This is a genomic window from Streptomyces sp. NPDC001348, from assembly GCF_053597535.1.
The window spans coordinates 40846-66424 of sequence record NZ_JBSFIK010000017.1 but is presented as its reverse complement, the minus strand read 5'-3'; the positions used below and the strand labels follow the sequence as shown (position 1 = coordinate 66424).

Below are 25579 nucleotides of genomic sequence, written 5' to 3'. Positions count from 1 at the left end.
TCGCTACCCGCCGTCGGCCCGCACCGGCGCCGCACCCGGAGCGAACAGGCACAGATCGGACTCGCGGTTTCGTACGGCGCCCCGCGGGCCGCCGTCGACGGAGTCGAGGAGGTCGCCGCAGCGGACGCAGGTCCGGCCGGCCAGGGCCCGCAGCCCGGCCACCCGGGCGCCCAGGTCGGCGCGCCGCTCGGGGAACTCGTCCCACAGCCGGTCCACCTCGGCGAGCAGCAGTCCCGCCTGTTCCCGGGCGACGCCGACCAGCGCCGGCGCGCCGGTGCGGCGGGCGAAGTCGAAGACCTTGCCGGCGTAGGGCAGCGGCAGGAAGGGCAGGCCGGTGAGCGCTGCGAAGATCACGAAGTGCAGGCGCATGCCGACGACCAGGTCGAGGTGGCGCATGAAGCCCAGCAACTGGCCCGGGCTGTAGGAGTTGTGCAGGACCCGGCCCAGGTCCGGGGCGCTCATCCGGGACAGGACGCCGTGCGCGTGGTGGACGTCCTGGCGTTCCATCGGTACGAAGACGACGTGCGCGTCCAGGCGCCGGGTCAGGAAGTCGGCCACGTCGGCGAGGAGGGCGTGGTAGCTCGCCTCGTCGAGGTTCTCCGCGGCCCGGCCCGGCTCCCGCACGGACACGCCGACCAGACGGCCGCCGGCCGGGAGGCCCTCCTGGCGCGTCATCCGCTCGGTGAAGGGCTGCGCCGGGAGCAGCAGCGCCGGGTCGGCGGTGACGGTGAGCTCCCGCTCCACGCCGACCTCCTCGAGGACCAGACGGGACTCCTCGTCGCGGACCACCACGTCGTCCATCGCGGGCAGCACGGTGCGCACCGCCTCCCGGTCCTCCGGCTCCCGCAGGGGGCCCGCGCCGACGGCGTAGGCGAAGGTGCGCACTCCGCGGTCCTGGGCGGCCCGGACCAGCCGCAGATAGCGCCGGGCCTCCCCGTCGTAGAGGATTCCGCCGCCGCCCAGCACCAGCAGGTCCAGGCTCGTCAGTGCGTCGAGCACGGGTTTTTGCGGGACGCCCTCCCAGGGCACCGCCTCGTCGGCCTGCGGCTGGTGGAGCCGGGTGTGGTCGGCGTGCCGGCTGAGGACGACGAGGCGGGCGTGGGGCCGGTGGGCGCGCAGGCAGCCGAGCACGCACTGCAGGATCGCCTCGTCGCCCATGTTGCACCCGCCGTACGAACCGAGCAGGCCGATCCGCAGATCCGACGGAGACGGACGCTGGGTCTGGGTCATCCGGAACTCCTTGTCGTGGGAGGTGACGCGCCGCTCGGCGGCGGGTCCGTCTCCGGGAAGGGCTCCGTACGCACATCCGTACGTAGCAACAGTATGGGCGGTCGGGTCCCGCCCCGCCTCAGGACCACGGCCGCCCGCCGACGTGTGGTGGTGCCGCCCCGGGGAACTCGGTGCCGGGTCCGGCGGCGAGGGCGGGCATGTGGACGGCAGGGAGGTGCCATGACGACGGACACCGAGCGGTACCAGGGCGAGGGCGAGGAGCCCATCGGGGGTTACGCCCTGCTCGCCGGCACGTTCACGGCGGGTGCCGCCGTGTTCGCGGCGGTCGCCCGCCGCCGCGGTGTACGGCTGCCGCGGACGGTGCCACCCTGGGACGTCGCCCTCATGGGCGCCGCCGCGTACAAGGGGTCCAGGCTGCTGACCAGGGACAAGGTGACCAGTTTCGTCCGGGCCCCGTTCACCCGCCGCGAGTCCGAGGACGAGGCGGGCGAGGTCACGGACACGCCCCGCGGCCATGGGGTGCGGCGCGCCGTGGGCGAGCTCGTGTCCTGCCCGTTCTGCACCTCGGCGTGGCTGGCCGGCGTTCTGGTGTGCGCCTACGCGTCGGCACCCCGGGCCACCCGCCTGGTCTGCGGCGGGCTGGGCGCGCTCACCGTGGCGGACTGGCTGCAGTACGCCTGGACCTGGACACAGCAGGCGACCGAGGAATGACCGGCCGTTCCCCGGACCGGCCGGCCGCCGGCCCGAGCACAGGAGAGAGCACGAGCGACCACACCCCTGCCCAGGCCGAGGGCGAGCCGGAAGAGCCGGACACCACCACGACCGCCGCGGACTCCCCGGAGCACCCGACGCCGTCGCAGGCGGAGGGCGACCGGGACGACACGGACGTGCCCGAGGACCCCGAGGGCACCGGTTCCTGACACCCCGACCGCACCCGTACCGGCCCACCGCGTCCGGGCCCGGGCAGTTCGCCCGGGGCCCTCGCATGTCCCGGGCGCTCAGCCCACGTACCGCCGGGCGGGTGAGTCGCGGCGGGCGCGTTGCAGCTCGGTCAGCCGCCGCTCGAGCTCCGGCGGTACGGGATCGCGCTGCCGCAGCACCCAGGGCAGCCCGGCCGCCGCGTGGGCGAAGGCGCGGGCCGAGGCGGCGTCCCGGGGGACGGTGGCCATCAGTTGGGCGGTGCGGCGCAGCGCCGGCCCGAGCGGGCGGCGCAGCCAGGTGAACCACAGCGTGTTGCGCAGTCCGAGGACCCGGCGGGCCGTGCTGTCCCGCAGTACGGACGCCTCGTGGTGCACCGCCAGTTCCTCGGCGTAGCTCAGCCACCAGCCCTGCCGCTGCAGGTCGGTGGCCGGCAGCTCCTCCTCGCCGCCCAGCCAGCGGCCGGGGTGGAAGCCGCCCGCGTCGCGGAAGGCGTCGGTGCGCAGCACGGTGGCCGCCGCGAGGAGGGAGCCCAGCGGCGGCCCCGGCAGCCAGTCGGGTCCGGTCAGCGGGGATTCCCGCAGCTCCCGTACGACCGGGTCCTCCGTGCCGGCGGGCTCGACGAGGATGCAGTGCCGTGACACCCGCGAGCCGCGGTCGTGCGTCGAGGATGTCCGCGGCACGCCGCAGACTGCCCGGCTCCCACCAGGAGTCGTCGTCGCAGAAGGCCACGTAGGGCGTGCGCGCCCCGCGGACCGCCAGGTCGCGGCCGACGGCGCCCAGGTTGTGGCCGGCAGTCAGCAGCCGCACCTCGGGGAAGCCGCGCCGGACCGCTTCGGCCGTGCCGTCGGTGGAGCCGTTGTCGGTGACGGCCACCGGGGGCCGCTCGGGCAGCTCGCGCAGCAGCCGGAGGGCGCGCAGCAGTTCGACGCGCCGGTTGTGGGTGATCACCACGACGGTCGTGCGGTCGTCGCGTTCGGTGGTGCGTGCGTTCATGCCGATGCGGTTCCCCGGGTCGTGGCGGGCGCGGGTCCATCGAGCAGCCGGGACACCCGCTCGACGTGCGGGGGCAGCCTGCGGGGCCGGGCGAGGGCGGCCGGAAGGCGGGTGAGCACCCCGCGCAGGGCCGGGCGGGCGGCGGACCGGCCGGTGAGGGCGGCCGCGGTCAGGCGGACGCTGGCCCTGAGGGCGACCGGTACCGGGCGGCCTCCCCGGGTCGTGGCGGGCGCGGGTCCATCGAGCAGCCGGGCCACCCGCTCGACGTGCGGGGGCAGCCTGCGGCGCCGGGCGAGGGCGGCCGGAAGGCGGGTGAGCACCCCGCGCAGGGCCGGGCGGGCGGCGGACCGGCCGGTGAGGGCGGCCGCGGTCAGGCGGACGCTGGCCCTGAGGGCGACCGGTACCGGGCGGCCTCCCCGGGTCGTGGCGGGCGCGGGTCCATCGAGCAGCCGGGCCACCCGCTCGACGTGCGGGGGCAGCCTGCGGCGCCGGGCGAGGGCGGCCGGAAGGCGGGTGAGCACCCCGCGCAGGGCCGGGCGGGCGGCGGACCGGCCGGTGAGGGCGGCCGCGGTCAGCCGGACGCTGGCCCTGAGGGCGACCGGTACCGGGCGGCGCAGCCACAGGGTGAGGATCTCGTTGCGGAGCTGAACGTGGCCGCGGTCGGCGCGGTGGGAGGGCTCGGGGTGGTGGCGGGCGGTCAGGGAGGGCTCGTAGGCGACACCCCAGCCGCAGGCCGCGAGGTCGTAGGCGAGCAGGGTCTCCTCGCCGCCGAAGAAGAGCACCGGGTGGTATCCGCCCGCGGCGAGGAAGGCGTCCCGGCGCACCACGCAGGCGCAGCCGAGGAAGCCGAGGACCGGACGGCCCGGCGGGTCGGGCTCCGGTGGCAGAGGGGAGGCGGCGAGCACGTCGTTGAGCGGGTCGTCGGTGCCGTCGGGGCCGACGAGGGTGCGGGCGGCCACCAGGCCGAGCCGGGGCTGGGCCTCGAGCACGTCGGCGGCCCGGCCGAGGCTTCCCGGCTCCCACCAGGAGTCGTCGTCGCTGAAGGCGACGTACGACGTGCGGGCGTGCCGTACGGCGAGGCTGCGGCCGAGGGCGCCGGTGTTCCGGCCGGGCCTGAGGACCCGGGCGGCCACCGGGTGGCGGCGTACCGCCCGCAGGGTGCGGTCGTCGCTGCCGTTGTCCACGACGATGACGGGCGGGCGCTCGGGCAGCGCGGCCAGGGCGTCGAGGGTGCGCAGCACGCTGGTGCGGCGGTTCCGGGTGATCATGGCGACGGTGACCCGGCCGTCCGGGACGGCGGTGCGGGCGGGGCCGTGTCAGGGACGGGCCGAGGAGACTGGGGGCACACGGCCGTCGTCTCCCTTTCCGGTCGGGGCACTCGTCGGGCCGGCCCGCAGCAGGGCCAGCGCGGCGCCGGTCACCTCGTCGGCCGTGATCCGCAGCAGCTGGGGGTCGGGGGCGGTGCCGTGCGGGTCCCCGGGCGGGCCCGGGTGCCACAGGGCGCGGTGCCGCGGGGAGGGTGGTGGACCCCACAGGTGGGGCGGTACCGGACCGAAGAGGGTGACGGACGGCGTGCCGTGCGCCACCGCCAGGTGCGCGGGGCCGGTGTCCCCGCTGACGACCAGAGCGGCGTGGGCGACGAGCGCCGACAGGGCTGCGAAGGGCAGTCCGCCGCGCAGTACGTCGCGAGCGGACAGGGCGGCACGGGCGGCGACGTCCAGTACCAGGCCGTCCTCGTTCGGGCCGCCGGTGAGGACGACCCGCCGGCCGGCGCAGCGCAGCCGCCGCACGGTCTCGGCGTAGCGTTCGGCGGGCCAGCGGCGGGCGGCGGCCTCCGCGCCGGGGTGCACGACGACCGCGCCGGGTGCCGGGGAGGGTGCGTCCGGCGCGGGCAGGCGCACCTCGCTGGGGTCGGCGGGGATGCCGTACGCCCGCAGGAAGCGGCACCACCGCTCGCGCTCGTGCTCGTCCGGCCGCCAGTCGGCGGGGCGGCGTGGGGCCTGCTCCGGGTGGGCGAAGGCGAGCAGGCGTCCGGGGTGGAGCGCGGCGAGGGCGTCGCGGCTCTCGGGGCCGTTGCCGTGCAGGTCGATCGCGAGGTCGGGGGGCGGTCCCGGCCAGTGTTCCAGCGAGGGCACGCCGCGGTCCGGCGCCTCGGCGGGCAGCACCTCGTCGACGGTCCCGGTGGCCAGGGCGGCCTCGGTGAGCGCGGGGGGCACCGCGAGGACGATGTGGTGCCCGGGGTGGGCCCGGCGGACGCCGCGCAGCGCCGGCACCCCGGCGAGAAGGTCGCCGAGGCCGAGCGCGCGCAGCACCAGCAGGCGGGGCTTCGCCGGTGCGGCGGTCACCGTCACCTCCGTCCGCCGGGGCCGGTCCGGGTGAGGTGCACCGGTCGCGGGCCGAGCGCCGCACGCTCGGCGATGCCGGTGGTGGACCGGCCGTCCAGGTAGGGGAGGAGGACGACCTGGCCGCCCCAGCTCGCCACGAGGGACGCCTCCGGCAACTCGGCCAGGGCGTAGTCGCCGCCCTTGGCCCAGATGTGCGGGCGCAGCTCGCCGAGCAGCCGCTCGGGGGTGTCCTCGTCGAACACGGCGACCGCGTCGACGCACTCCAGGGCGCGCAGCACCCGGATCCGGTCGGCCTGGGGCACGAGCGGGCGGCCGTCGCCCTTGCGTCGGCGCACGGACGCGTCCGAGTTGACGCAGACGACCAGACAGTCTCCGGTGCGGCGGGCGGCCTGGAGCAGGGCGACGTGTCCGGCGTGCAGCAGGTCGAAGCAGCCGCCGGCGGCGACGACGGTGCCGCCGGCGGTGCGGACCCGGGCGGCCGTGCGCAGGGCGTCCTCGGTGGGGTCGGCCACCGCGGACGGGCGGGGCTCGTCGTCGGTGCCGGTGCCGGTGCCGGTGCCGGTGCCGGTGCCGGTGCCGCGATCGTCGAGGGCGTCGAGGGTGTCGAGGGAGCGGACACCGCCTTCGGCGACGTAGCGGGTGGCGGCGTGCACTGCTCCGCGGACGGCGTTCTCGGTGAGTTCGCCGTCCCCCAGGAGTCCGGCGGCCGTCGCGGCGAACCGGTCCCCGGCCCCGCAGGCGTCGCCCTCGGCGGTGACCGGCGAGGGCACCATCAGCGGGGTTCCGCCGTGCGACAGCAGCGCGCCCCGGCCGCCGAGCGTGACGGTGACGGAGGCCGCCCGCCAGGCGCGGACCAGGGTGTCGGCGTCCCGGGCGGCGGTCTGCAGCGCACTGCCGTGCTCCTGCTCGTCCGCGCCGCCGAGGCGGCTCGCGAAGGCGCGGGCCTCGCTCGCCGACGGGGTCGCCACGCGGACGCCGGGCACCGGCGGTTCACCGCGCGGGTGCGGGTCCCAGACGACGGGTGCCTGCGCAGCCGCGCGGGTCAGTGCCTCGCGCAGCACGGCAGCGGTGCCGCGGCCGTAGTCGGCGACGAGGACGGCCGCGGCTTCGGCGACCGCCGCACGGGCCTCGTCGGTGGCGTCCCGGGCCCGCCCGTCGCCGTCGTCCAGGCGCAGCAGGGGCCTGCCCTCGGCCAGGACGCGGGTCTTGCTGGACAGGGCGTCGGTCAGGGGGAGTTCGACCAGGCGGACCCGGCCGGCCAGCAGCTCGCGCAGGTGGTCGCTGGCCGGGTCGTCGCCCAGCGCGGTGACCAGGGTGACCTCCCGGCCGTCGGCGGCGGCCAGCCGCGCGGCGAGGGCGGCGCCGCCCGGGCGGGTGGCTCGCCGGACCCCGACGACGACCGGCACGGGCGCGTCGGGGGCGAGGCGCTCGGCGCGGCCGGTCAGGTCGTGGTCGAGCAGCGCGTCCCCGACGACGAGCAGCGGTGCGGGGGCGGTCATACGGCGTCCTCCCCCGCCGCCGCCCAGTGCCGTCGCCGTTCCTGGCCTGCGGCCCGCTGTCCCCTGTCCCGCTGTCCTCTGTCCCGTTGGTCCCCGTCCCGCTGGGCGACGGCCTGGTCGAAGGCCTCGCACACCATGTGCACGGCCACCAGGTGCAGCTCCTGGACGGTGGCGCCGGTCGCCGCGTCCACGCACAGGGCCTCGTCGGCGGCGGCCTGCAGCGGGTTGGGCGCGGGGCCGGTCAGGGCCCAGACGGACAGGCCGAGCCGGTGTGCCTCCTCCGCCGCGACCAGCAGGTTGGCGCTGGCGCCGCTGGTGGACAGCAGCATCAGCAGGTCGCCGTCGCGGCCGTGGGCGGCGACCTGCCGCGCGAAGATCTCACCGACCCCGTAGTCGTTGGCGATGGCGGTGGTGGAGGAGGTGTCGGCGTGCAGGGCGAGCGCGGAGAACGCGGGCCGGTCGTCGCGGTAGCGGCCGACCAGTTCGGCGGTCAGGTGCTGGGCCTGGGCCGCGCTGCCGCCGTTGCCCGCGACCAGCAGCCGGGCGCCGCCGCCGAGCCGGCCGGCGAGCGCGGTGCCCCAGCGCCGGATGAGCGGGGCGTCCTCGCGGAATACTTCGAGGGCCTTCATCAGGTCGTCGCAGTGCGTGACGTCGGTGACGAGCTTCATCGGACGACTCCCGAGAGCGAGGGGACGGAGGAGACGGCGCTGTAGACCCGGGCCACGCCGTCGGCCACGCGGTCCCAGGTGTAGCGGTCGAGGACCCGCTGCCGCCCCCGGTCCCCGTAGCGGGCGAGCAGGCCCGGGTCGTCGAGCAGGCGGCGGACGACGGCGCCGACGGCGTGGTCCGCGTCCGGCGAGGCGCCGTCGGCGGGGACCAGGACGCCGGTGCGGCCGTCCACGACGGTGTCGAGCTGGCCGCCGACGGCGGTGGCGACCACGGGGGCCCGGCAGGCCATCGCCTCGACCGGGACGATGCCGAACGGCTCGTAGCGGGGCAGCGAGAGCACGAGGTCCGCGCTGGACATCAGCCGGGGCATCGCCTCGCGGCTCACCCCGCCCAGCAGTGTCACCCGGTCGGCGACGCCGTACTCCTCGGCGATCGCCCAGAGCCGCTCGGCCTCCGGTTCGGCGGCGAGCAGCGCCTGTTCGGGACCGCCGGCGACGAGGAGTTCCGCGTCGGGGACGTCGGCGAGGGCACGGATGGCGCGGTCGAAGCCCTTGCGGGGAACGAGCCGGCCGACCGTCAGCAGACGCCGGGGCGGGCGTCGTTCGCGTTCGGATCCCGCGACCGGGGAGAACTCCTCGGGGTCGACCCCGCAGGGCACGACCGAGATGTTCCGGCGGGCCAGCCCCATGGCCTCCAGTTCGGTCACCTCGTCCCGGCAGGTGGCGATGATCGCACCGGCCTCGCGGCCCACGGCGGTCTCGATCGCGATCCGGTCGGCCGGGCTGGTGTCGGCGGGACCCTGGTAGCGCTTCTTCACGGTGCCCAGGGCGTGGTACGTCTGCACCACGGGAACGCCCAGGTCGCGTGCGCCGGCCAGGGCGGCCGTGCCGGACATCCAGAAGTGGGCGTGCACCACGTCGGGCGGCTCCGAGGCCCACTCCCGGGCCAGCCAGGCGCCGAACTCCGCCATGCAGGGCAGGAGTTCGTCCTTGGGTATCGGGGCCGCCGGGCCGGCGGGCACGTGTGCCACCTTCACGCCGTCCGGCGTGGTGACCCGGTCCGGCAGCCGGGGGTCGTCCCGCCGCGTGTAGACCACGACCTCGTGGCCGCGGCGGGCCAGCTGCCGGGCGACCTGGGCCACGTACACGTTCTGGCCGCCCGCGTCCGGTCCGCCGAGCTCGGCCAGCGGGCTGGCGTGCTCGGACACCATGGCGACGCGGCCGGCCGAGGGGTGTCTGTGGCTCATCGGGTGACCTCCTTGATCAGGCGCTCCCAGTCGTCCCGGAAGCGCCGCTCCCCGTAGCGGGCCTGTGCCGCGGCCCTGGCGGCCTCCCCTGTCAGCCGTGCGTGCGCGGGATCGGCGAGGAATCCCCGGACCGCGTCCTCGAGCACGTCGAACCGGTTGGAGACCACCCCCGCTCCCTCGGGGACCGCCTCACGCACCTCCGTGGTGTCCAGGGCCACCACCGGCATGCCGAGGAACATCGCCTCCAGCAGGGACAGTCCGAGCGAGGTCCAGCGGATCGGGTGGAGGTAGAGACGGCACCGGGCCATCGCCGGGTGCAGTTCGCCCTGGGGCAGGTCCCGGCTGCGGCAGCGGCCGGGCGGGAGCCCCAGGTGGTCCGCGAGGCCCTCCGTTCGCATGCCGAAGACGTCCAGCGGCGCCCAGCGCGCGAACCGCGGCAGCAGGTCGGTACCGGTGGTGCGGCCCCGGCGCACCGGCTCGTTGACGACGACCGCCGCGCTGGGTTCCGCGCCGGTCCACAGGTGGCCCGGGTCGATGACGCCGTGCTCGATCACCTCGGTCGGGGCCCGGCCGTTGTCCCACATCAGGCGGTTGAAGTGGGTGACGTGCACGACGGGGATGTCGGTGCGGCCGGCGAGCGGGTGCCGGGTGCCGTCGCCCGTCCCGTGCGGGGCGTTGTGCTCGACGTACACGGCGGGCACGTCGACGCCGGGGCGGCGGCCCGTCCACTCGTGGGCCAGTCCGAGCTCGTGCGGCCGCTGGAGCACCATCAGGTCGATGTCGGCGTCCCGCAGCCCGGCGGGGCTCAGCTCCCGTACGGACGCGGGCCACTGCCAGGTGCGCGCCCGGCCGAGCCCGTCCGGCCCCCGGTCGGGCAGCACCGGCACGAGGAAGGTGTACGGCCCCTGCACGAACGAGGTCAGCCACGAGCCGTGCACATGCCAGACAAGGACGTTCATGGGCTCTCCTCGGTCATGGGTGCTCCTTGATCAGCTTCTGCACCGCGCTCACCACGTCCTGCGCCGTGACCTCCTCCAGGCACGGATGGCCGGGTACGGGACAGTGCCGGGACCTGCTGTCGGCGCACGGCGCCCGCTGGTCGCCGAGGAGCACGCACGGCACCCCGTACGGTGCCCACCGCCCGGCCGGGACCACCGGCGCGAACAGGGACACCACCGGCGTCCCGACGGCCGCCGCCAGATGGGCGGGGCCGGTGTTGCCGCACACCACGGCGTCGGCCGTGCGCAGCACACCGGCCAGGGTGCGCGGGTCGGTGCGGCCGCCGAGGTCCACCCCGGTGTCGCCGCTGACCCGTCGGGTGAGGTCCCGCTCCCCGGGCCCTCCGGTGACCACGACCCGGTGACCGGCGTCGGTGAGCAGGGCGACGGCCTCGGCGCAGCGCCCGGGGCTCCAGGCGCGGGCGGGCGCGCTCGCGCCGGGGTGCAGGACGACGTACGGGCCGTCACCGGTGAGGGCGAAGGTGTCGGGCGGGGGCACGACGTGCAGCCGGCCGTCGTCCCCCGGGCGGGGCGGGAAGCCCATCGCGACGGCGGTGTCGAGCGCGGCCTCCGCCTCGTGCCGGCCGGGCAGCCGCCGGTGGCGTACGTCGAGGAGGCGGCCGGGGTGGTCGACGCTGTCGGCACCGATCCGGGTGACTCCGGCCAGCCTGAGCAGCAGGGCCGTGGGCAGCGGACTCTGGTGGAAGGAGGTCAGCACGAGGGCGGTCTCGCAGGCGGCCTCCCTCAGCCGCCCGACGAGGCCGTCGACGTCCGCCTCGTGCACGGCGGGCGCATCGAAACCCTCCCAGGGCGCCTCCCACACGATCACGTCGTCCACGCCGGGGAGCAGCCGGGCGGCGGGCTCGCCACGTGGCCCGCACAGCATCGTGAGGTGCGAGGCGTGCGCGGCGACCGCGCGTACGGCGGGGCCGGCGAGCAGCACGTCACCGAAGCTGTCGAGGCGTACCACCAGGGCTTTCACGAGCGGTCACCTCCCGGCGGGTCGAGGCCACGGCGGAGCGCCGACGGCGGAACGGGCCGCGAACACGGCGCTCGGCCCGCACCAGGACCCGCCGGGTGAGCAGCGAGCCCCGCCCCTCTGCACGGCCGGCCCGGCTGCACGGCCGGCCCGGCTGCACGGCCGGCCCGGCTGCACGGCCGGCCCGGCGGACGGCACGTGGCCGAGGCTGTCGGGACGTAGGGCCAGGGCCCTCACGGGCGCTCCCCTCGCTCCTCGGTGAGGATCCGCCGTACGGCCGTGAGCAGGTCGTCGGCGGTCTCCGGCGCCGACGCGACCTCTTCGGGCCGGGTCACCGCGTTGGGCACCAGCACCGCCCGGGCGCCCGCGGCCCGAGCGGCCAGCACGTCGGCCCCGATGTCGCCGATCACCACGCAGGTCCGCGGGTCCACGCCCAGGCGGCGGGCGGCCTCCAGGACCAGGCCCGGGCGGGGTTTGCGGCAGGCGCAGCCGGCCTCGGGCAGGTGCGGGCAGTACACCCAGGTGCCGATCCCGCCGAGCAGGGCGTCCACCCGGTCGTTGACCCGGCGCACGTCGGCGTGGGTGAGCAGCCCGCGCCCTACGCCGGACTGGTTGCTGACCACCGCGGTGGGGATGCCGGCCGCCCGCAGCAGTGCCACGGACTCCTCGGCGCCGGGCAGCAGTCGCACCCGGTCCGGGTCGCCGTTGTAGGGCACGTCCTCCACGAGCGTGCCGTCGCGGTCGAAGAGGACGGCGGTCACGCGGGCGGGTGCCGCGGGCGGGTGCACGGGGTCCTCCACTGCGGCGGGGTCGTCCCTGACGGCGGGGTCCACGGGCCGGGCGGGCGCGGCGCCGCGCGCCGTCGTGGCGCTCATGTCGCGCTCCTCAGCGGTGCGACACCCGGCGGTGTGGCACCGAGCGGTGCGGCCCCGCGGTGGCGTACCAGTCCGGTGAGCCAGTGCCGGACCGCCAGCGGGGGGATGGCCACGCTGGTCGCGGCCATGGTGACGACCTCCGACGCGGTCCGGGGGCCGGGCAGGATACGGGCCAGGGCGAACTCGGCGGTGCCCAGCGCCCACAGCAGGCCGGCGGCCGAGGCGGCGCGGCGGCGTCCGGTCAGGGCGAGCAGGGGTGCCGCGAAGGCGAGGGAGGTGACGACGGCGTGCCGGGGCAGCCTGCCGCGGGGGGCGCGGGCCCGGTCCCACCAGTCGGGGCCGTGGAGGTACCGCATCAGCGCGTCGTCGGCGTTCCCGCGCTGGGCCCGTACCGACACCCACCGGTCGGCCGTGCGCACCGGGTGGCGGGTCAGGCGCCGCCCGCGGTGCAGCGACCATCCCGCGTCCAGTACCCGCAGGGCCAGGTCGGCGTCCTCCCGGAAGGCGCGGGGGAAGCGTTCGTCGAATCCGTGCACGTGGATCAGCGCCGACGTCCGGTAGGCCATGTCGGCGGTGGCCCAGGCCGCCTCCGCCAGCCCGGCGGTGCCGCGTTCCCAGTCGGTCGGGCGGCGGTCCCCGGGCAGCGGCACGGTCAGGCGGCCCTGGATGCCGCCCGTGTCGGCGGACGCCTGGGCGAGGTCCTCCGCGAGGCGGTCGGACCAGTCGGGCAGCACCTGCACGTCGTCGTCGAGGAAGACGGTCCAGGGAGCGGTGAGCGTGCGCCAGCCGGTGTTGCGGGCGGCGGCCGGGCCGCGTCCGCCGCTGCGCGGCGTGCGTACCCGGTCGAGCAGCATCCCGGCCGCCTGCACGGGCAGCGGCCCGTCCGGCTCGGGGCGGTCGTCCACGACCACGACCTCCTCGGGCGGATGGCGGGTCGTGGCGGCGGCCAGCGCGCGCAGGCAGTCTGCGAGGCAGTCGCGCCCGATCGTCGGGATGACGACGCTGTAGGCGGGCGCGCCCGCCGTACGAGTCTTCGTCATGCGGACACCTTCTTCCGCCGGATCGCGAACGGGCCGAGGGCGAGCAGGTCCACGGGCGCGGAGCCGAAGCACTCCAGAGCGTCGCGCGGGTCGTCGACCATGGGCCGGCCCGCCGTGTTGAGGCTGGTGTTGACCACCAGGGGCAGCCCGGTCCGGCGTTCGAACCCGTCGATCATCCGGGCCACCAGCGGTTCGTCCGCGCGGTCCACGGTCTGGATGCGGGCCGTGCCGTCCACGTGGACGACGGCCGGGATCCGTTCCCGCCACGCCTCGGCGACGTCGTGCACGAACAGCATGTACGGGCTGGGCAGCGGCCCGTCGAACAGCTCACCCGCCCGTTCGGTCAGCACCATCGGGGCGACGGGCCGGAACTCCTCGCGTCCCTTCACGGCGTTCAGGCGTTCCAGGTTCTCGGCGCGCCCGGGGTGGGCGAGCAGCGAGCGGTGGCCGAGGGCGCGGGGGCCGTACTCGCTGCGGCCCTGGAACCAGGCGACGACGCCGTCCCGGGCGAGTTCCTCGGCGACCGTCTCGGCGATGTCGTCGGGCTGCTCGTAGGTGACGGCCGCCCGCTCCAGCCAGGCGCGCAGTTCGTCGTCGCTCCAGCCGCGGCCGAGGGCGGCGGTCGGCATCGCCTCCACCGTCTCCTTCTGGTGGGCGATGTGCAGGGCGGCGCCCAGCGCGGTGCCCGCGTCCCCGGCGGCGGGCTGCACCCAGATCTGTTCGAAGGGTCCTTCGCGGTGCATGCGGGTGTTCGCCACGCAGTTGAGCGCCACACCGCCGGCCAGCGTCAGCACGTTCTCGCCGGTACGGTCGTGCAGCCACCGCACCAGGCCGAGCAGGACCTCCTCCAGACAGGCCTGGGCGCTGGCCGCCAGGTCGGCGTGGTCCTGCGTCCAGGGTGCGCCCGCCGGGCGTGGCGGGACCAGCGACGCCCAGGGCACCGGCCGTGCCCGGAAGCCGCCCCCGTCGTCGAGGCTCACGTGGGCGCGCAACCGGTCGAGGAAGCGCGGCTTGCCGTAGGAGGCGAGTGCCATCACCTTGAACTCGTCGCTGCTGCGCAGGAATCCCAGGTGCTGGGTGAGGTCCTCGTAGAACAGGCCCATGGAGTCGGGCAGCGACTGCGAACCCAGCACAATCAGTTCGCGGTTGACGTAGCGTCCGGCGAGGTGCGAGCCGCATTCGCCGCGGCCGTCCAGCACCAGCACGGCGCAGTCCGGGTACGGGGAGGCCTGGCCGGCCGACGCGGCGTGGGCGACGTGGTGGGCGACGAGCCGCACCTTCTGCGGGTCCAGACCGGGCAGTGCTTCGGCGAGGAACTCCGGTGCCCGGCGGGCGTATTCCTGGCGCAGGTGGTCCCAGGGGTCGTGCAGGCCCAGCTGCTCGGCGGGGCGCGCCAGTTCGGGGTCGTAGGAGTAGGCGACGGCGTCGAGGTCGGACGGGGTCAGCCCGGCCCGGTCCAGGCACCATCGGGCGGACAGTTCGGGCAGCTCCCAGGCAGAGAAGGGAACGGGCCGCTTGCCGTGCTTGCGCCGGCTGAAGCGCTCCTCCTCCGCGGCTGCCACGATCCGGCCGTCCACGACCAGGGCCGCGGCGGGGTCGTGGAAGAGTGCGTTGATTCCCAGGACGCGCATGCTGCCTCCGTGGCGGGGTGGTGGTCGGCTCCCTGCGGGTGCGGGTGGCTTCTCTACGGCTGCCGGGCCGGTTCGGGTACCGGCGGCGCCGCGGCGAAGTGGGCGATGGTCTGCTTGATGCCCTCCTCCCAGGGCACGCGGGGCGCCCAGCCGAGCAGTTCGCGGGCGAGCGTGGTGTCCGGGCGCCGGCGCTGCGGGTCGTCGACGGGGCGCTCGACGTATTCGATGCGGGAGGAGGAGCCGGTCAGCTCCACGATGCGGCGGGCGATGTCCCGGACGGGGACCTCGTCGCTGCCGCCGATGTTGACGGGCCTCACCGAGCGGCTCGCCGCGACCAGCAGGATGCCCTCGACGGTGTCGTCGACGTAGCACAGGGAGCGGGTCTGGCTGCCGTCGCCCGCCACCGTCAGCGACTCGCCGGCCAGGGCCTGGCAGACGAAGGTGGGCACGGCGCGGCCGTCGTGGGCGCGCATCCGGGGCCCGTAGGTGTTGAACAGACGGACGATCCCGGCGTCGGCGTCCTTGGTGCGCACATGGGCGGTGACCAGCGCCTCCGCGAACCGCTTGGACTCGTCGTAGACGCTGCGCGGGCCGACCGGGTTGACGTTGCCCCAGTAGTCCTCGCGCTGCGGGTGCACGAGCGGATCGCCGTACACCTCGGAGGTCGAGGCGAGCAGGAGACGTGCCCCGTCGCGCTCGGCGAGGGCCAGCATGTTGCGGGTGCCCAGGCTGCCGGCGTCCAGCGTCTCCAGGGGCAGCCGGAGGTAGTCGGCGGGCGAGGCGCAGCAGGCGAAGTGCAGGACCAGGTCGTACGGTCCCGTCAGTCGCCGCAGCACGTCGCGGGCGCAGACGTCGCCCTGGACGTACCGGAAGCCGGGGCGGCCGTCGAGGTGGGCGACGTTGCGGGGTGATCCGGACAGCAGGTTGTCGACGCAGTCGACTTCGACACCCGCATTCAGCAGGTGCTCGCACAGGTGGCTGCCGAGGAAACCGGCACCGCCGGTGACCACGGCCCGTCCCCAGGGGACGCGCGTAGTCGCATCAGTCATGGAAGGTCCTTCGTCCACGTCACGGTCCCCTGGGCGCGATCGGGCGCAGGAGAGCCCGGCAGCCGGGCGCGAACCCGCCCGGCGCGGGAAGAGAAGAGTGTGGAGGGAGTGAAAGAACCGGTCGTGGGGGCATGGGGAGCGCTGTGCGACTCCGGTGGCCGCCGTGGTCTCGACGGCACTGACACGGGGTTCCCGTCTCAGTAGTTTTCACACGTTGATGCCTATGGTGCGAAACCCGGGCTGTACGCGCGATTCGTGTGAGTCGGCCGGGGTCGGGCACTCGGGGGCTGGAGGTGAAGGACATGGGACACGGCGGAAACGTCATCGACGAGCTGGTGACCGATCACCGCGAGGTCGAGGAGCTCTTCGGCAAGATCGAGGCGCTGCCCTCCGGTGACAAGAAGCGCAAGGTGTACGCCGACCAGGCCACGATGGAGCTGGTGCGGCACTCGGTGGCCGAGGAGGCCTATCTGTACCCGGCCGTGCGTGAGCACCTGGACGGTGGCGCAGCTCTGGCGGACAAGGAGCTCGAGGACCACGCCAAGGCCGAGCAGATCATGAAGGACCTCGAGAGCTGCGAGGCCGGCGCCCCGGACTTCGACCGGCTGATCACCTCGCTGATGAGCGAGATCCGCGAGCACGTGACGGACGAGGAGGAGAACCTCTTCCCCAGGCTGCGGGCGGCGTGCCCCGCGGACGCGTTGAACGAGCTGGGGGACAAGGTCCGCCAGGCGAAGAAGACGGCACCGACGCGACCCCACCCGACCGCCCCGGACAAGCCCCCGGCCAACAAGATGCTGGCGCCGGGCGCCGGACTGGTGGACCGGCTGCGGGATGCGCTGTCGGGGCGCGGCAAGATGGACTGAGGTCCTTTCGGCCGGACTGCCGGCAGATGCCGGGAGAAGCCCGTCGCCGCGGCGGCGGGCTTTTCGTCGCGCGCTGTGGTGCGGGGCGCAGTCGGCTTCAGCCCTTGAACCCAGCTGCGATCCCTGTGAGCAAACCCACTCGGCAGGCCACATACTCGAAGCCCGTTCGCAGTTGGCCCTTGCGTGTGCCCCGCCCCGCGGGCGGTGTCATCGACTCGGCCGTCGCCTCTGTCAACATGGTCGGCGCCGTGACCGACTCGGTGGAGCGGCCGTGCAGCGCAGCCGGCGTCCTTGGTTTCCGCCGGTCTCCCCTGACTGACGTCTGCCGAGAACCGCACTGTGTCTACCGCCCCCGCCCTGCCCTCCCCTGCGCCGAAACCCGTGCCCGGGCCGCCCCGGAAGCCCTCGCGCTCCCCGTGGCGGTCTCTGCGGCACCGGGGCATGCGCTGGTGGTCGGCCGCCAACCTCGTGTCCAACGCCGGTACGTGGATGCAGCTGACGGTGCAGAACCTGCTCGTGCTGCAGATCACCGGCTCCGCGGCGGCGACCGGTCTGTCGATGTCCGTGCAGGCCGCTCCCGCGCTGTTCATGAGCCTGCTGGGCGGGGCCGCCGTCGACCGCTGGCCGCGGAAGACGACGGTCGCCGTGAGCCAGGCACTGCTCGGTGCGGTGGCCTTCGCGACGGCCCTCCTGGTGGCACTGCACCGGCTCGACATGACCGCCCTGCTGGTACTGGCCGCCCTGACCGGCGTCATCGCCACCGTCGACGCGCCGGCGTGCGCCCTGCTGGGCAACGACCTGGTGCCGGCCGAGGACCTGCCCTCCGCGATCGGGGTGGGCGCGCTGGTGCACAGCGCGGGCCGGCTGGTCGGCACCGGCCTGGCGGGGCTGACGGTCGCCTTCCTCGGCACGGCCGCCGCGTACGCGGCCAACGGGCTGTCGTTCCTGTTCGTGGCCTCGGTCGTGCCGTTCCTGCGGCCTGCGCGGGCCGCGGCGGGCGCGGGAGCGGCCACGGCGGCCGTTCCCGCGCCCGGCGCGGTCACCACCACCCGTCCCACCGTGTCCGCCGGCGACATGACCGTGCGGGAGGGCCTGCTGTTCTTCGTGCGCCGGCCCCGCCTGGTGGCGCTCGCCGCCGTCACCGGGCTCAGCTCGGTCTTCGGCCGCAACTACGGACTGACACTGGCCGTGCTCGTCACCGGTCCGCTCGCGGGCGGCGCGGGCGCGTTCGGCACGGTGTCGACCGTCCTCGCGGTCGGCGGCATCCTCGGCGCGGTGCTCGGCGCGCGGATGCGTCGGCCCTCCGTCCGGCTGGTGGGCACGCTGGCCGCCTCGGGTGCCCTGCTGCAGGTGGCGGCCGGGCTCTCCCCGTCACTGGCGGTGCTGCTGGTGCTGGTCCTTCCCATGGCCGTGGTCGAGTCCGTCTCCGACACCGCGGGCACGGCCGTCCTGCAGACCGACCCGCCCGCCCACCTGCGCGGCCGCGTCCTCGGCGTGTGGAGCGGCATCGGCACGGTGTGGAGCCTCGGCGGTCCGCCGGCGCTGGGCCTCCTCATGGAGTACGCCGGTGCCCGGGGCGCCCTGGTCACGGGCGGCCTCCTCATCGCGGCCCCCGTCGCCACCGCCCTCCTCCTGCGCGTCCGCCGCACCCCGGTCCCGGTCACCCTGGCCGCCCGGGAAGGCGACGTCACGGGCCGGGCGGCGCTGGACACGGCGGCCTGAGAAAGCCGCCCCGGGCGGACGAGGGCACGCCCGGGCGAGGGGCCGGGCCCGCGGGACCGGGGGGCTTCCCGGGGCTCTCAGGCCGCCAGGGCCCGGCCCGGGTCGAGACGGTCCAGGAGCTGGGCGTGGTGGAGTCCGGCGATGGGCGCGAGAAGGTCGGGGTGGCGCAGCAGCGCGGCGGCCCGGCGGTCCGCCTCGTCGGGGTCGGTCAGGCGCCGGAACTCGACCGGCGCCCCGGTGGTGTGCTCGCCGCCGGCGAGCGCGGCCACCGCCAGGGCGGCCAGCTCGGGGTCGGTGAGCAGGCCGGCCGCCCAGCTGGCGACGACCTCGTCCACCCAGGTGCGCCAGGCCCACGTCTCCGGCTCGTCGTCCTCGCAGACGGCGGCGCCGCTGATCCAGTCCAGCGCGGCGGAGCCGCCCGGGCCCGCCATGCCGACCAGGGCGGCGTCCATGGCGGTGGGGTACCGAAGCCAGGCGGCGACGGTGACGGCCTGCCGCGCCTGCACCTCGCACAGGGCGCGGTCCAGTGCCCCGCCACCGGGCGGGTAGGCGCACGTCAGCCATTGAGCGGTCGCCGCTATCAGCGGGGAGAGGTCTGTGAGCACTACGGGGCCGTCCGAGCTGGTACCGGGAAACTTCCGAGAAGGGGGACTCGGTAAAACGGTAGCCCGGCCGGACCCCGGCCGATGACGTGTCGTCGGCCACACTCCGGTACGACTCAGGGACTGTCCGCCGACGCCCCGCGTTCCGGCAGGTGGTAGACGTGGAAGGCCCGCCCGATGACCGGCTGGGCCACGTTGCGCACCTTGACGCCCGCCCCGGTCATCCCGTGCTCCGTGCCGGCGTGCGCGTGCCCGTGCACCGCGAGGTCGGCGCCCGCCGTGTCGATGGCCTCGGCCAGCAGATAACTGCCGAGGAAGGGATAGATCTCCAGCGGCTCCCCGGCGAGGGTTTCCGGCACGGGTGAGAAGTGCGTCAGGGCGATCCGTACGTCGCACCCCCACTCGTCCAGCTCCCGCAACGAGTCGCACAGCGAGTCGGCGCACCGCCGGGAGTACCGGACGAACTCCTTCATGATCGGCTCGCCGAACTCCCCGGCGCAGCGTCCGACGAAGCCCCCGCCGAACCCCTTGGTGCCGGCCACGCCGATCCGGGGCCCGTCGTCGCCGGTCACGACCACGGCCTGTCCTTCGAGCACATGCGCGCCGGCGTCCCGGAGGATGGCGGTGACCTCCTCGGGCCGGTCGTCGTGGTGGTCGTGGTTGCCCAGCACGGCGACCACCGGGACCCCGAGGTCCTTGATCTCCCGAGCGACGACCTGGGCCTCCTCGGGCGTGCCGTGCCGGGTGAGGTCCCCGGCCAGCAGCAGTACGTCGGCGCACTCGGGCAGTGTCTCGAACGAGGGCCGGAGCACCCCCTGGCTCTCGGGCCCCATGTGGATGTCCCCCACGGCCGCGACCCGGATCATGCCAGTTCCTCCGCCTCGCCGGGCGAGGAGGTCCCCGCGACACGGATGTCCGAGTGGACCGGATGCCCCTGAAGTGCCTCGCGGGCCTGGCGGAGGATGTCGTCGCGGCACTGCGCGGACGGCACCGTGCCGGTCAGCAGGACGGCCTCGCCCCGGACCTCGGCGCGCACCCCCAGCTCGCCGAGTGGCCCCGCGGCCAGGCGTTCGGCGAGGTGGGCGACGCGGTAGTCCAGATGTTCGGCGTGTTCGGCCACCGGAGCACCAGGCGCGTGGACGGCGCCCTGGTCGGTCATGGCTGCTCCTCTTGCGGTTCGATGACATGCAGGCGTTCGAGGAGGAAGAGGAAGGCCGCGGGCATCGGCTCGTCCCCGCAGGACTTCCGTACCTCCTCCCAGTCGACCTTCTCCCGCAACGCCCGGGCGACGGGCAGCACGGACCCGAAGTCGCAGTGGTGCTCGGAGAAGGCGGTGACGAGGCTGCGCATGAGGTCGGTCGGTGCCAGGACGGGCATGTGCACCGAGTCGACCGGCAGATACTGCGCCCGTTCCAGCAGGTCCGGCGTGACGGGCCGGCGCGCCAGCTCGAAGATGATGTCGACGTCCTGCTCGAAGCAGGTCGTCTTCAGCAGCCAGTCCTCGGGCGGCATCCGGACGCCCAGCCCGGCCTCGCGCAGTGTCTGCGCGACCGCCTCGGCGTCCTCGGGCTGGATGCAGAAGTCGGCGTCGTGCTGCAGATGCCGGCTGCCGCCGTGCGCGTACACCGCCACGCTCCCGGCCAGTGCGAAGGCGTGTCCCTTCCGCTTGAGGACGGCACCCACCCGCTTGGCCGCCTCGAGGATCGCCTGGCTGCGGTCCTGGGGGAGTTCCCGTGCCTGCGGGTGCGGTACCGGTTCGCCGGTCACCGGTGTCCCCCCGGGGTCGTCCGCCGCCAAGTGGAGTTCCGCCCGTCGCCGGGCGAGCGTCACGTCCTCCCCGTTCTGCGTCATGACCACTCCCATCTCCGCGCCGGCCCTGCCCCGGACGTCCCCGTTCGGCCCCGGGCGTCGGCCGGGTTCTCCTAGTACCCGACCCCTCGGGGTCGACACGCGGAACAAACCGGCTCCGGGGCGACGACTTGACCGTTCGCTGGCTGGCACTTCCACGGACGGGGGAAGAACATGGCCACAGTGGCGGAACAGCACTCGGGAGGCACCATGACCACCGCATCGGCTCCCGGGGTGACGGGCCTGGAGATTCGGTCGATCGACTACGTCCCACTGGACGAGCGGCACGGCAAGCTGTGGCACCTGGGCCCCCTGTGGTTCATGTCCAACGCGCAGATCGCGACGCTGGCGGTGGGACTGGTCAGCATCACGGCGGGCGGCAACCTCATCTGGTCGCTGATCGCGATCGTGGCCGGCACCGTCATCGGCACCTTCTTCATGGCCTTCCACTCGGCCCAGGGGCCGCAGCTCGGGCTTCCCCAGATGATCCAGTCGCGGCCCCAGTTCGGCTACGTCGGTGCCCTGCTGGTCTGGATCTTCGCCTATGTGCAGTACGCGGGGTTCAACGTCTTCAACACCATCCTCGCCGGAGAGTCCCTGCACAGCACGCTGCACGGGGGCGTGAAGCTGTGGGTGGTCGTGGTGACCGCCGTCGCCTTCGTCATCGCGCTGGTGGGCTACGACATCATCCACAAGGCCGAGCGCATACTGACGTACACCTTCCTGGTGGTCTTCGGCGTCTTCACGGTGGGCGTGCTGGCCACCCTGCACTACCCGGCGGGCTCCTTCGACCTCGGCCACTTCGCGTGGACGCCGTTCCTCGCCCAGTTCGGCGTGGTCGCCGGCTACCAGATCAGCTGGGCCATCTACGTCTCCGACTACTCGCGCTACCTCCCGCCGGACGTCACCGTCCGCAAGACCTTCTACTGGACGTACTTCGGCTCGGCGCTCGGCGGCATCTGGCTGATGGTCCTCGGGACACTGCTGGCCGCCTGGGCGGGCAAGGGCTTCGACACCATCGCCTCGATCAACGCGGCCGGCGACAAGGTGTTCGACGGATTCGGCGCGATCGTGCTGCTCTTCGCGACGCTCGGCCTGGTGTCCGTCACCGCGCTGAACATGTACGGCGGGTCGCTGACCCTCATCAGCGCCATCGACTCCTTCCGGCGGGTGGCACCGACCCTGGCCGTCCGGCTGGTGACCATCGGGTTCACCGCGGTCCTCTCCGTGATCGGTGCGCTGGCCGCCACCTCGAACTTCCTGAACAACTTCGAGAACTTCCTGCTGCTGGTCCTCTACCTGTTCATCCCGTGGACCGCGGTGAACCTGATGGACTACTACGTCGTGCGCCGCGGGCACTACGCCGTCGCCGAGATCTTCAACCCGCACGGCATCTACGGGCGCTGGGGCTGGCACGGCATCATCGCCTACCTGGTGGGGTTCGCCGCGATGGTGCCGTTCTTCTCCGTGGGCACCCTGTACGTCGGCCCGGTCGCCAAGGCGCTCGACGGTGGCGACATCTCCCTCTTCGTCGGCCTGCCGGTGTCGGCGGTGCTCTACTGGCTGCTGACCCGGTCGATCGACGTGGCGGCGGAGACCCGGCTCGCCGAGGCCGAGGCCGAGACGCTGGAGCGCGCGGCGCACGAACACCGCGAACCGTGAACGGCCGCTTCCCGGCCCGTCACGAGGAGCGGTGCCGTTCCTCCTCTGCCGCTTCCTCTTCCCGTCCGGTCTCCGGCGTGGTCGCCCGCTCCGTCTCCCGCTCCACGCGGCGCTGGTCCTCCTCGCTCCAGGCCTGGGTGTCACGGGGCGGCAGATAGGGTTCCGCGTCCTCCGGAAGGCCACCGGCGACAGCGCGGCGACGGGCCAGTTCCGCGTCGAACTCCAAGCCCAGCAGGATGGCGATGTTGCTGATCCACAACCACACCAGGAAGACGATCACACCGGCGAGGGTGCCGTAGGTCTTGTTGTACGAGGCGAAGTTCGACACGTAGAAGGCGAAACCCGCCGAGGAGGCCAGCCAGATCACCAGTGCCAGCACGCTGCCCGGCGTGACCCACCGGAAACCGCGGCCCTTGACGTTGGGTGTCGCCCAGTACAGCAGCGCGATCATGATCGTGACCAGGACGACCAGCACGGGCCACTTCACGACCGACCACACCGTCAGGGCCGCGTCGCCGAACCCGAGGGCCGCACCGGCCTGGCGGGCCACCCCGCCGGTGAAGACCACGATCAGCGCGCTGATCACCGCCAGCACCAGCAGCAGCACCGTCACGCCCACCCGGACCGGGAGGATCTTCCATACCGGCCGCCCCTCGGGGACGTCGTACACCGCGTTGGCCGAGCGGATGAACGCCGCGATGTAGCCGGAGGCGGCCCACACCGCCAGCAGGATGCCCACGACGGCCATGACCGAGCCGATACCGCCCCGGCCGCGCAGCTCCTGCACGGCGTTGCCGATGATGTCCCGGGCCGACCCGGGGGCCAGTCGCTGGATGTTGTCCAGTACCTCCTGGGTCGCCGACTCACCGGCGACGCCCAGCAGGGAGACCAGTACCAGCAGGGCCGGGAACATCGACAGCACGCCGTAGTAGGTGAGTGCCGCGGCGCGGTCGGTGAGTTCGTCGTCCTGGAACTCCTTCACCGTGCCTTTCAACGCCGCCCACCACGACCGCTTCGACAGCTGCGCGGGTTCGTCCGGCTGCTCGGATTCCGTTGTCGGTGCCATGTCTCCGGGGTAACCCGTCCTGCACCGTCAAATCTTTTCGCGTTCGCGAACAGTCAACTGCCTTGGGTGGCAAGGCCGGTCGCGCGTCACTGGGGGCAGCCGGGGATGCTGCCCGTCGGGGCGCAGTTGTCGGGCGTGTTGCCGGTGACCGTGGTGCCCGTGACGGCTACCGAGCCGCCGGACCGGAAGATTCCGCCGCCGTGGCCGCCGGCCCCGTTCCCGGTGACCTCGCCGGCGATCAGCTGGGCGCTGCCGGTCTGGTTGTACAGGCCGCCACCGTCGAGTGCGGCGGTGTTGCGGTCCAGCGACGCGCGCTGGAGGAGCACGGTGCTGCCGAAGTTGGCGATGCCTCCCCCGTAGGAGGCGGCCGTGTTCCCGGCGACGGTCCCGCCGTTGACGGTCAGGGGGCCGGTGGCGGTGTAGATGCCACCGCCCTCGAAGGTGTCGGTCCGGTTGCCGTGGACGGTCACGCTGTTGAGGACCGTGGTCCCGTTGGTGGCCAGCCCTCCGCCGGTGAAGGTCGCGGTGTTGCCGTTGACGGACGCGCTGCTGACGGTCAGCCGGCCGGAGTTGTCGACGTGGATGCCCCCGCCGTCGGAGGCGGTGTTGAGCGTGACGACGCCGCCGGACAGGTCCGCGCTGCCGCCGGGGGCCACCTCGATGCCGCCGCCCGTGCCCGCGGCGGTGTTGCCGGTGACCCGGCTGTTGCTCAACGTGAGACGTCCCCGGGTCAGGATGCCGCCGCCGACGGTGCCGGTGTCCGATGCGGCACTGCCGCCCGACACGGTGATCCCGTTGAGGGTGAGGGAGCCCTGGGGAGCCACCTCGGCGATGCGGAAGGCCGTGGTCGCCGTACGGGAGATGGTGGCGGAGTCGGCGCTGATGGTCACGTTCGCGGTGATCACGGGAAGCCCGTCGGCCCCGTAGGGCCCGCCGGCCACCGCCGGTGCGGTGATCTTGTATGCGCAGCCCGCCGAGAGCGTGATGGACCCGACGCCGAGGGTGTTGGCGTTGTTGATCTGTCTGATCAGTTCGTCGACGTCGCCGCACGGCACCACCGCTCGTGCCGACAGGTTCTCCGCGGCGGCCGACGCGGCGACGCCCACCCCGGACGCGCTCAGCAGTGCGGCCAGGGCCAGGGCGCGGGTCTTCTTCACGGTCAGCACCGGTACTCCCTCTGTTCGTCTGCTGGACGGCGGTCTCCTGAACCGGCTGAGTCGGGGGAACTGCCGCCTCGACAGTCCAACTTGATCGTGACGGTGGGTGCTCTGCATCCAGTGGGACCCGGATGGGTGAGAGGGCCCCACCACGGGCTGTTTTCTTTTGGAAATGGTTCTTTCGAAGAAAGGCGGACACGATCAGCGCGCTGGTCCGTTCGTGTGACATAGTCACGAGGCACTTGCCGCGGTCTTCGCCGGAATGGATTACTGGAATGGATCCAACCGGTGGGCCGCCCATTCTCGCCGGGGGATGCGGCAGTCGGACCACTCGCTGCTTTTCCGGAAGAGCACGTGTGATCGTGCCGGCATACCGCGATGGGCACCCCTGGTGGGAAGTTGGATCCGTGCAGCCGGTGCCGTTCGCGGCACCGGCTGTCGCGGTTCCACCACTTCCCTCAGATGCCCGGGGACGCGATCCGGGTGTAGGTGAGGCTGTTGCTGCTGCCGGCCGGAGTGGTGACGGTGACGGTGACCGGCCCTGCCGTTCCCGCGGGGGCCGCGGCGGTGAGCTGGGTGGGTGAGACCACCGTGAACGGCACCGGGGTGGACCCGAACTGGACGCCGGTGGTGTCGGTGAGATTGGTGCCGGTCACGGTCACGACGGTGCCGGGCTGGGTGGGCCCCTTGTCGGGGACGAGGGAGGCCAGTACGGCGGACGCGAGATACACGTAGGCGACGGGGTTGCTGGTGCCGCCCGGGGTCGTGACGGTCACCGCCGCGGTGCCCGCCGCATGAACGGGTGCGACCGCGGTGATCTGGGTGGCCGAGTTCACGGTGAACGACGTCGCCGCCACGGTGTCGAAGCGCACCGCCGTCGCGCCGAGCAGACCGGTGCCGGTCAGGGTCACCGTGGTGCCGCCCGCCGTGGTCCCGGAGGGCGGCGTGACGGCGGTCAGCGAGGGCACGGCGGCGTAGAAGAAGTAGGCCTGGGGGTTGTCGGGATTGCTGGTGCCGCCCGGCGTCGTGACGGTCACCGCCGCGGCGCCGGCCGCATGGGCGGGGGCGACCGCGGTGATCTGCGTCGCCGAGTCCACGGTGAACGACGACGCGGCCACCCCGTCGAAACGCACCGCCGTGGCCCCGGTCAGGTTCGTCCCCGTCAGGGTCACCGACGTACC

General features: G+C 74.3%; 23 protein-coding genes and 2 pseudogenes. 5 read left to right on the top strand and 20 right to left on the bottom strand.

All coding sequences use genetic code 11. The annotated features are described in order from the left end of the window. Positions 1-3 precede the first annotated feature (3 nt). Complete coding sequence (locus ACWC21_RS19565; RefSeq protein ID WP_450883399.1) at positions 4-1230, bottom strand: polysaccharide pyruvyl transferase family protein; 1227 nt, start codon at positions 1228-1230, stop codon at positions 4-6. A 219-nt stretch (positions 1231-1449) separates the two neighbouring features. On the opposite strand from ACWC21_RS19565, the gene ACWC21_RS19560 reads away from it, so the two are divergent. Beyond that, positions 1450-1941, top strand: a complete 492-nt coding sequence (locus ACWC21_RS19560) for a DUF1360 domain-containing protein (protein ID WP_450883397.1) — start codon at positions 1450-1452, stop codon at positions 1939-1941. Further along, complete coding sequence (locus ACWC21_RS19555) at positions 1938-2150, top strand: hypothetical protein (RefSeq protein WP_450883395.1); 213 nt, start codon at positions 1938-1940, stop codon at positions 2148-2150. Before ACWC21_RS19560 ends, ACWC21_RS19555 begins: the two co-directional genes overlap by 4 nt. A 78-nt stretch (positions 2151-2228) precedes the next feature. On the opposite strand, the pseudogene ACWC21_RS19550 reads toward ACWC21_RS19555, so the two are convergent. The 12 genes and pseudogenes from ACWC21_RS19550 to ACWC21_RS19495 form a co-directional block, all read right to left on the bottom strand. Next, positions 2229-3144, bottom strand: a pseudogene (locus tag ACWC21_RS19550) (glycosyltransferase family 2 protein). Between the two features lie 422 nt (positions 3145-3566). Continuing rightward, positions 3567-4412 (bottom strand): annotated as a pseudogene (locus ACWC21_RS19545) (glycosyltransferase family 2 protein); the annotation flags it as partial. Between the two features lie 48 nt (positions 4413-4460). Continuing rightward, positions 4461-5489, bottom strand: a complete 1029-nt coding sequence (locus ACWC21_RS19540) for a glycosyltransferase family 9 protein (RefSeq protein ID WP_450883393.1) — start codon at positions 5487-5489, stop codon at positions 4461-4463. Between the two features lie 2 nt (positions 5490-5491). Further along, positions 5492-6988 carry a D-glycero-beta-D-manno-heptose 1-phosphate adenylyltransferase gene (rfaE2, locus tag ACWC21_RS19535; protein ID WP_450883391.1) on the bottom strand — a complete coding sequence of 499 codons (1497 nt, stop codon included), beginning with the start codon at positions 6986-6988 and terminating at the stop codon, positions 5492-5494. Further along, the gene (locus ACWC21_RS19530; RefSeq protein ID WP_450883389.1) at positions 6985-7656 is read right to left on the bottom strand and encodes a D-sedoheptulose-7-phosphate isomerase; all 672 of its coding nucleotides are present in this window, start codon (positions 7654-7656) and stop codon (positions 6985-6987) included. The genes rfaE2 and ACWC21_RS19530 overlap by 4 nt, the downstream gene beginning before the upstream one ends. After that, complete coding sequence (locus ACWC21_RS19525; RefSeq protein ID WP_450883387.1) at positions 7653-8903, bottom strand: glycosyltransferase; 1251 nt, start codon at positions 8901-8903, stop codon at positions 7653-7655. Before ACWC21_RS19525 ends, ACWC21_RS19530 begins: the two co-directional genes overlap by 4 nt. Next, positions 8900-9862 carry a glycosyltransferase gene (locus ACWC21_RS19520; RefSeq protein WP_450883385.1) on the bottom strand — a complete coding sequence of 321 codons (963 nt, stop codon included), beginning with the start codon at positions 9860-9862 and terminating at the stop codon, positions 8900-8902. The genes ACWC21_RS19525 and ACWC21_RS19520 overlap by 4 nt, the downstream gene beginning before the upstream one ends. A 13-nt stretch (positions 9863-9875) precedes the next feature. Next, positions 9876-10883, bottom strand: a complete 1008-nt coding sequence (locus ACWC21_RS19515; RefSeq protein WP_450883383.1) for a glycosyltransferase family 9 protein — start codon at positions 10881-10883, stop codon at positions 9876-9878. Between the two features lie 230 nt (positions 10884-11113). Continuing rightward, complete coding sequence (locus tag ACWC21_RS19510) at positions 11114-11755, bottom strand: D-glycero-alpha-D-manno-heptose-1,7-bisphosphate 7-phosphatase (protein ID WP_450883381.1); 642 nt, start codon at positions 11753-11755, stop codon at positions 11114-11116. Continuing rightward, positions 11752-12795 (bottom strand): glycosyltransferase family 2 protein, encoded by a 1044-nt coding sequence (locus tag ACWC21_RS19505; protein ID WP_450883379.1) that lies wholly within the window; start codon positions 12793-12795, stop codon positions 11752-11754. The genes ACWC21_RS19510 and ACWC21_RS19505 overlap by 4 nt, the downstream gene beginning before the upstream one ends. Continuing rightward, positions 12792-14426, bottom strand: coding sequence for a carbamoyltransferase family protein (locus ACWC21_RS19500; protein ID WP_450883377.1), 1635 nt, complete (start codon positions 14424-14426; stop codon positions 12792-12794). The genes ACWC21_RS19505 and ACWC21_RS19500 overlap by 4 nt, the downstream gene beginning before the upstream one ends. Positions 14427-14479: 53 nt before the next feature. After that, positions 14480-15475, bottom strand: coding sequence for an NAD-dependent epimerase/dehydratase family protein (locus tag ACWC21_RS19495; protein ID WP_450883375.1), 996 nt, complete (start codon positions 15473-15475; stop codon positions 14480-14482). Positions 15476-15777: 302 nt separating this feature from the next. Between ACWC21_RS19495 and ACWC21_RS19490 the strand changes: the two genes are divergently transcribed. Next, positions 15778-16341 carry a hemerythrin domain-containing protein gene (locus tag ACWC21_RS19490; RefSeq protein ID WP_450883373.1) on the top strand — a complete coding sequence of 188 codons (564 nt, stop codon included), beginning with the start codon at positions 15778-15780 and terminating at the stop codon, positions 16339-16341. Positions 16342-16782: 441 nt separating this feature from the next. Next, positions 16783-18063 carry an MFS transporter gene (locus ACWC21_RS19485; RefSeq protein WP_450883371.1) on the top strand — a complete coding sequence of 427 codons (1281 nt, stop codon included), beginning with the start codon at positions 16783-16785 and terminating at the stop codon, positions 18061-18063. A gap of 77 nt (positions 18064-18140) precedes the next feature. On the opposite strand, the gene ACWC21_RS19480 is transcribed toward ACWC21_RS19485, so the two are convergent. From ACWC21_RS19480 to ACWC21_RS19465, 4 genes are all read right to left on the bottom strand, one after another. Next, positions 18141-18668 carry a hypothetical protein gene (locus tag ACWC21_RS19480; protein WP_450883369.1) on the bottom strand — a complete coding sequence of 176 codons (528 nt, stop codon included), beginning with the start codon at positions 18666-18668 and terminating at the stop codon, positions 18141-18143. A gap of 113 nt (positions 18669-18781) precedes the next feature. Continuing rightward, positions 18782-19531, bottom strand: coding sequence for a metallophosphoesterase family protein (locus tag ACWC21_RS19475; RefSeq protein WP_450883367.1), 750 nt, complete (start codon positions 19529-19531; stop codon positions 18782-18784). Further along, positions 19528-19824 (bottom strand): BON domain-containing protein, encoded by a 297-nt coding sequence (locus ACWC21_RS19470; RefSeq protein WP_450883365.1) that lies wholly within the window; start codon positions 19822-19824, stop codon positions 19528-19530. Before ACWC21_RS19470 ends, ACWC21_RS19475 begins: the two co-directional genes overlap by 4 nt. Then, positions 19821-20516, bottom strand: coding sequence for a hypothetical protein (locus ACWC21_RS19465; RefSeq protein WP_450883363.1), 696 nt, complete (start codon positions 20514-20516; stop codon positions 19821-19823). Before ACWC21_RS19465 ends, ACWC21_RS19470 begins: the two co-directional genes overlap by 4 nt. Before the next feature lie 207 nt (positions 20517-20723). Between ACWC21_RS19465 and ACWC21_RS19460 the strand changes: the two genes are divergently transcribed. Beyond that, the gene (locus tag ACWC21_RS19460; RefSeq protein ID WP_450883361.1) at positions 20724-22175 is read left to right on the top strand and encodes a purine-cytosine permease family protein; all 1452 of its coding nucleotides are present in this window, start codon (positions 20724-20726) and stop codon (positions 22173-22175) included. Between the two features lie 19 nt (positions 22176-22194). On the opposite strand, the gene ACWC21_RS19455 is transcribed toward ACWC21_RS19460, so the two are convergent. The 3 genes from ACWC21_RS19455 to ACWC21_RS19445 all read right to left on the bottom strand — a co-directional run. Then, positions 22195-23241: a YihY/virulence factor BrkB family protein gene (locus ACWC21_RS19455; protein WP_450883359.1), complete on the bottom strand. Its 1047-nt coding sequence runs from the start codon at positions 23239-23241 to the stop codon at positions 22195-22197. An 86-nt stretch (positions 23242-23327) separates the two neighbouring features. Beyond that, entirely contained in the window at positions 23328-24407 is a 1080-nt protein-coding gene (locus tag ACWC21_RS19450) for a right-handed parallel beta-helix repeat-containing protein (RefSeq protein WP_450883357.1), read from the bottom strand. A gap of 449 nt (positions 24408-24856) precedes the next feature. Next, positions 24857-25579: IPT/TIG domain-containing protein (locus ACWC21_RS19445; RefSeq protein ID WP_450883355.1), on the bottom strand; the 723-nt coding region annotated here is incomplete at its 5' end.